The sequence below is a fragment of the Mycobacterium sp. genome, from assembly GCF_032161845.1.
Lineage (GTDB): Bacteria > Actinomycetota > Actinomycetes > Mycobacteriales > Mycobacteriaceae > Mycobacterium.
The window spans coordinates 1-5541 of record NZ_JAVRQA010000064.1 but is presented as its reverse complement, the minus strand read 5'-3'; the positions used below and the strand labels follow the sequence as shown (position 1 = coordinate 5541).

At 65.1% G+C, this 5541-nt stretch carries 8 protein-coding genes and 1 tRNA gene; 4 read left to right on the top strand and 5 right to left on the bottom strand.

Going from position 1 to position 5541, the window contains the following annotated elements:
• Positions 1 to 1135, bottom strand: a 1135-nt coding sequence (locus QOD90_RS03950) for a pyruvate dehydrogenase E1 component-related protein (RefSeq protein WP_526346884.1), incomplete at its 3' end; no start/stop codon positions are given.
• Between the two features lie 175 nt (positions 1136 to 1310).
• Between QOD90_RS03950 and QOD90_RS03945 the strand changes: the two genes are divergently transcribed.
• From QOD90_RS03945 to QOD90_RS03930, 4 genes are all read left to right on the top strand, one after another.
• Positions 1311 to 1862 (top strand): Rv2240c family protein, encoded by a 552-nt coding sequence (locus QOD90_RS03945; protein ID WP_526346882.1) that lies wholly within the window; start codon positions 1311 to 1313, stop codon positions 1860 to 1862.
• Positions 1863 to 1947: 85 nt separating this feature from the next.
• Entirely contained in the window at positions 1948 to 2370 is a 423-nt protein-coding gene (locus tag QOD90_RS03940) for a DUF3052 family protein (protein ID WP_526346880.1), read from the top strand.
• Between the two features lie 3 nt (positions 2371 to 2373).
• On the top strand, positions 2374 to 2838 hold the full coding sequence (locus tag QOD90_RS03935) for a peroxiredoxin (protein ID WP_526346878.1): 465 nt from the start codon (positions 2374 to 2376) through the stop codon (positions 2836 to 2838).
• Positions 2839 to 2884: 46 nt separating this feature from the next.
• Positions 2885 to 2959, top strand: a tRNA-Val gene (locus QOD90_RS03930).
• Between the two features lie 417 nt (positions 2960 to 3376).
• On the opposite strand, the gene QOD90_RS03925 is transcribed toward QOD90_RS03930, so the two are convergent.
• The 4 genes from QOD90_RS03925 to QOD90_RS03910 all read right to left on the bottom strand — a co-directional run.
• The gene (locus QOD90_RS03925) at positions 3377 to 3754 is read right to left on the bottom strand and encodes a DUF202 domain-containing protein (RefSeq protein ID WP_526346876.1); all 378 of its coding nucleotides are present in this window, start codon (positions 3752 to 3754) and stop codon (positions 3377 to 3379) included.
• 116 nt (positions 3755 to 3870) lie between these two features.
• Positions 3871 to 4272 carry a hypothetical protein gene (locus tag QOD90_RS03920; protein WP_526346875.1) on the bottom strand — a complete coding sequence of 134 codons (402 nt, stop codon included), beginning with the start codon at positions 4270 to 4272 and terminating at the stop codon, positions 3871 to 3873.
• Positions 4269 to 5213 (bottom strand): metallophosphoesterase family protein, encoded by a 945-nt coding sequence (locus QOD90_RS03915; RefSeq protein WP_526346873.1) that lies wholly within the window; start codon positions 5211 to 5213, stop codon positions 4269 to 4271. The genes QOD90_RS03920 and QOD90_RS03915 overlap by 4 nt, the downstream gene beginning before the upstream one ends.
• A partial coding sequence (locus tag QOD90_RS03910) for a cupredoxin domain-containing protein (RefSeq protein ID WP_526346871.1) occupies positions 5210 to 5541 on the bottom strand: 332 nt, incomplete at its 5' end. The genes QOD90_RS03910 and QOD90_RS03915, both read right to left, overlap by 4 nt.

The window sequence follows — 5541 nt, the reverse complement described above, 5'->3', positions numbered from 1 at the left end:
CGACCAGAGCCTTGGTACGCGGATCACGGCCGAAGAAGTGATCGCGCACGTAGCCGCCGTCGTTGGCCTTGTACGTCTGATAGTCACCGTCGGGGGTGGTGTTCATCAGATTGACCAGGGCGCCGTCACGGTCGGCGTGCAGCAGCGCGTCCCACTCCCGACCCCAGACGACCTTGATGACGTTCCAGCCCGCACCGCGGAAGAACGACTCCAGCTCCTGGATGATCTTGCCGTTTCCGCGCACCGGGCCGTCGAGGCGCTGCAGGTTGCAGTTCACCACGAAGGTCAGGTTGTCCAGCGCCTCGTTGGCCGCGACCTGGATGAGCCCGCGGCTCTCGGGCTCGTCCATCTCACCGTCGCCGAGGAATGCCCACACGTGCTGATCGGAGGTGTCCTTGATGCCGCGGTCGTGCAGGTAGTGGTTGAACCGCGCCTGATAGATGGCGTTCATCGGGCCCAGGCCCATCGAGACCGTCGGGAACTCCCAGAAGTCGGGCATCAACCGCGGGTGCGGGTAGGACGGGATGCCACCGCCGGGATGAGAGTGCTCCTGACGGAACCCGTCGAGCTTGTCCGCTGTTAGCCGGCCCTCCAGGAAGGCGCGTGCGTAGATGCCCGGCGAGGCGTGACCCTGGATGTAGACGTGGTCGCCACCGCCGGGGTGGGCCTTACCGCGGAAGAAGTGGTTGAACCCCACCTCGTAGAGCGACGCCGATGAGGCATACGTCGAAATATGGCCGCCCACACCGACTCCCGGCCGTTGCGCGCGGTGCACCATGATGGCGGCGTTCCACCGGATCCAGGCGCGGTAACGCCGCTCGACGTCCTCATCGCCTGGGAACCACGGCTCCAATTCCGTCGGAATCGTGTTCACGTAGTCCGTCGAAGTCAACGCTGGAATCGCGACTCGCTGTTCGCCAGAACGCTCCAGCAGGCGCAACATCAGGTACCGCGCCCGCGCTGGCCCCGATCGCTCCAGCAGCGCGTCGAACGACTCCAACCACTCGGTGGTTTCCTCGGGGTCGATGTCTGGTAGGTAGGACGCAACGCCATCACGGATGACGCGCACCCGATCGGGTTCGCCTGCGGTGCCAGAGTTTTGGGCCAGGTCTTGGCGCGCGAACTCGGTGGTCAACTGCCGCTCCTCGGTAGACGTGATCGGGAGCTCGTGACCCCGTCACACGTGACGTTCATCTTGTTTTCTAGCGTCGTGTCCATCGTGCTCCTATCGTGCCGTAGATGTACGGGCGGGGTTGACCTACTGGGATGAACCGGCGATGAATCCGGCCAACCGGTACGGTCTGAAGACTGTGAGGACGTGGTGGCGAGCGGGACGGCCGCGGGTCGTCGGCTTGGTTTCGGGGAGCCTTGCCGGCCTGGCGATGATCGTCGTCGGCTGTACGTCCATCACCCACGGGTCGGCCACCTACGACAGCGTCGAAGCACCCGACTACCGGGCGTCGGTCGCGTCATCGGTGGCGGCGTCGGAGTCCGAACGACAGGTCGCGGTGACAAAGGCTGCCGTGCACACCTCCTGCGACGCGTTCGGCGCGAGTAGTGGTGATTCGATCCAGGCGGTCAACACCTACGTCGATGCGTTCAACAACGATGCGCCGGATGCGCCGGGCAAGGTCGGGCCGGCCGTCGATGCGCTCAATCGCAGCGCTGACCAGGTGTCGGGCAGCTTGTCCAGCCCGTTGTCGCCCGATCTGACCAAGGCCTTGAACGGTTGGGTGGACTCGGCACGGCAACTCGCCGGCGTGCTGTCGCGCAACCCGGGACCCGACGAATTCAACGTCGCGATCCGCCAGTTGAACGATTCCAAGACCGCGGCCGGAGCAGCCTGTGAGGCCGCGTATTGATGCTTTCGGAGCGCCAGGCGTCGAGTGACGGCCCAAGCCGTGCGACGATAGGGCAAAGCTGACACGCTGGCTGAAGGAGGAAACGGTGGTTGCGGCGGACTCGCCGAACTACGCCCGCAAATTGGGCATCGAGAAGAATCAACTCGTCCAGGAGCTGGGCTGGGACGAGGACACCGACGATGAGATCCGGTTCGACATCGAGGACGCCTGCGGTGCAGAGCTCCTCGACGAGGATTCGGAAGACGTCATCGACGTGGTGCTGCTGTGGTGGCGCGACGACGACGGCGACCTGGTGGATCGTTTGATGGACGCCATCACGCCCCTCGCCGAGGATGGCGTGGTGTGGGTGGTGACGCCCAAGACCGGTCAACCCGGACACGTGCGACCGTCGGACATCGCCGAATCCGCGCCAACGGCCGGCCTCATGCAGACCTCGTCGGCCAACCTCGGCGACTGGATTGCCAGCAGGCTCGTCCAACCCAAGTCGGGGCCGACAGGACGGCGCTGACGCGTGATCGACGTTGGCGTCACGGCGCCCGATTTCACGCTGAAGGATCAGGACGGTCGGCCCGTCACGCTGAGCGGGTATCGGGACGTCAAGGACGTCCTCCTAGTGTTCGTCCCCCTAGCCTTCACGGCTGTCTGCCAGCGCGAACTCGACGAGATCCAGAGTCATCTGGAGGACTACGTCGACGACGGCACCCAAACCTTGGCGATCTCGGTGGGGCCGCCACCTACTCACAAGGTCTGGGCCAAGCAGAGCGGCTTCACGTTCCCCGTGCTGTCGGACTTCTGGCCGCATGGCGCGGTGGCTCGGGAGTACGGCGTGTTCAACGGTGACGCGGGCTTCGCCAACAGGGGCACCTTCGTGATCGATCGTGCAGGTGTCATCGGGTTCGCCGAGATGAACGGGCCGGGGGAGCCCCGCGATCAAGCGGTGTGGACCAGGGCGCTCGCGGCTCTGCGAGATGGTTGATGGGATTTCCTCCTCCGCCGCTCGGCCGTGTAGCTTGTCCGAGCACGGGCGTGTAGCTCAGTGGTAGAGCTCTGGTTTTACACACCAGCGGTCGCAGGTTCGATACCTGTCGCGCCCACCATCATCATCGCAGCTCAGAGATTCGAACGAGACTGCCAATGACCGCGTGTCACCACACCTTCAGGACACCGCGTCCGCTGCCTGAAGGCGCGCAGCCGTTGACTCGGCGATGCCCCAGCCCTGGAGGGTGCCTGCGACGTCACGACCACCATGGTCGATTGGTACTGGATGCGCGTCCGGCGTGCGGCTGAACCTGGGCGCCGGTGCGGGCTGGAGCGCCCCACCGACCTCAATGAACGTGCCCCGGGCCGCGTTGTGCGGGTGTTCGTGAGCCTCCCCCGGCGAAAGAACCGGTGACACACATGCATCCGAGACCGCGAACGTCGCAGCTAGTGGCGGTCGCGCCCGTCAGCGAGAGGGATGAGCTTCCTGATCGAGAACGTGAGCTTCAATCGCGCTGTTAGCCGTGAATTGCGCGCTAGAGCCTGAAGGCGACCGCGATCAGGGAGAGGCCGCCGAGGAACGCGATGAAACCGGCCATGACGCCGGCGATTGAGTAGGGCATCGGCCCGCCTTCAGCGACGAGAGCCTTCATCTGTTGTCGGTTCTGTATCCACGCCAGGGCCAGGCCAGCGAGGCCCACGCAGATCATGACCATCCCGACGACCCAGGGACTAAGGATCGGTTCGCGGCGCCGCTCATCGGTCGCGAGGTACTCGAAGAACTTGTAGATCGTGAACCCAAAGGCGATCAGGGACATACTCGTTCGGATCCAGGCCATCAGGGTGCGTTCCTGAGCTAGGCGTGTTCGTTGCAGCGCCAGCCGGGTGGATGCATCGAGGGGTTGATCGGTCATGGTTGCCTTCGCACCTTCGGCTTGCGGCGCCGGCAGAGGATCGCCGAGAGCGACCGGGGAGTGCCACCGCCAGCACCGACGATGCCACAGGGCCGTTGCGCTGCGCGGAGTCGCCCTCAAATCATCGAGGGATGGGTTCGGTTTGTGCGCGCCCGGATCAGCATTGCGGCGCCCAACACGATAGTGAGGACCTCGGCGATCACTGCGAGGGCGCCGTAGGGCGTTGGCTGCCAACCGACCTCGGTGAACCCGAACACGCCGACCGTCCGTGACAGCGCGAACGCCGCTAGGGCGCCGAGCGCAAGGGCAGCGGCTGCGGCCGTCAGCCACCACGGGCCCCCGGCGAGGATCAGGACGGCCAGCGCGAAGGACAGGCTGGCCTGCAGCAGAAATGATGGGCCGATGGCGGGGATGGAGCGGTAGCCATCGACGTAGAGGTAGGCGTGAACGTAGCCGCTGACGACTAGGCACGCACTGATGCCGGTCCGGACGGTGAGTCGGGTGTCGACGAGAGTCATTGCAGTTTGTCCTCTTTGACCGCGAGGGATTGTTGGCCCTTGACGTAGGTGACTTCCCTGATGCCAAGGACGTCGGCGAGTTGTCCGGCGGGCAGCGTCAGCGGTTTGGGTGTCGGGCCGTCGCCGGGGTGTGGCAACGGGTAGGCAGTGGTGGTGGCGCTGTGGAAGGTCACATTGCCCTCGGTCTTCGTAAAGAGTTGGTGCACATGGCCGTTGAGGCATGTCACCGACGCAAACCGCGACAGATAGCTCAAGGCTTGGGAGGCATCCTCGGTGCCCCATCCCCAGTCGGGGTACATCGCAAAGAGCGGGATGTGGCTGAACACGATGATCGGAGTGTCGCTCGAGAGTGCCGCGACGTCCTTGCGAACGAAGTCGAGTTGGTCGGTGCCCAGATGGCCGAGTTTGGTCATGTTGAGCGTGTTGACCAAACCGATGACGTGCACCCCGGCGATGTCGAAGCTGTACCAGCCGCCACCCTGGGAGCCGGCGCCGAACGTCTGGCGGTATTTCTGGCCGGCGTCGTCGGTGGAGTCGTGTTCACCGGGCACGGTGAACACGTGCGGGGTCTTCAGTCCGCCCAGCATCTGTTTGACCTGGTCGAACTGATCGGGGGTGGACAGGTGGGTCAGATCGCCGGTGTGGATGACGAAGTCCGGGGTGTAGCCCAAGCCGTTGATCTGGTCGATGGCATGGGTGAAGGTGTTGGTGACGTCGGGGTTGGCGGTGCCCTTGAAGCCGATGTGGCTGTCGCTGACCTGGACGAAGCGCAGCGCCGGGCGGCCCTCGGCCTGCGATGCGGTCGTGTTGGGCGACCCGGCGACGTGCGAGATCACCTCTCCGCCAGCCACGGTCAGGACGACGGCCGCGCCGAACCAGGCGGAGTGCCGCATCAGTTGGCGTCGCGTCATGCCCTCGGGATCGCCGTTCTCGCCGGTCATTTGGTCACCACGACGGTGCCGTGCATGAACGGGTGGATCGAGCAGACGTAGTCGAAGGTGCCCGCGGTCGGGAACGTGAAGCTGAAGGTGCCGTTGGTGTCCATGGCCGGGGAGTGAAACGATCCGTCGTTGGCGACCACGGTGTGGGGTTCGCCGTCCTTGTTGGTCCACGTCACCGTCGATCCGGCCGGGATGGTCAAGGTGGTTGGGGCGAACGAGAAGTCGTCGATGTTGACGGTTGGCCCGCCCACCGGGGTGCTGGGCGCGCTGGTGGGCGTACCGGTATCAGGCGCAGAGGTGACCGATCCGCCGGCGCCAGCCTTGCCAG

Coding starts and splice junctions, on each gene's coding strand:
- QOD90_RS03925 (WP_526346876.1), bottom strand. CDS start 3,754: ATGACCGATCAACCCCTCGATGCATCCACCCGGCTGGCGCTGCAACGA.
- QOD90_RS03920 (WP_526346875.1), bottom strand. CDS start 4,272: ATGACTCTCGTCGACACCCGACTCACCGTCCGGACCGGCATCAGTGCG.
- QOD90_RS03915 (WP_526346873.1), bottom strand. CDS start 5,213: ATGACCGGCGAGAACGGCGATCCCGAGGGCATGACGCGACGCCAACTG.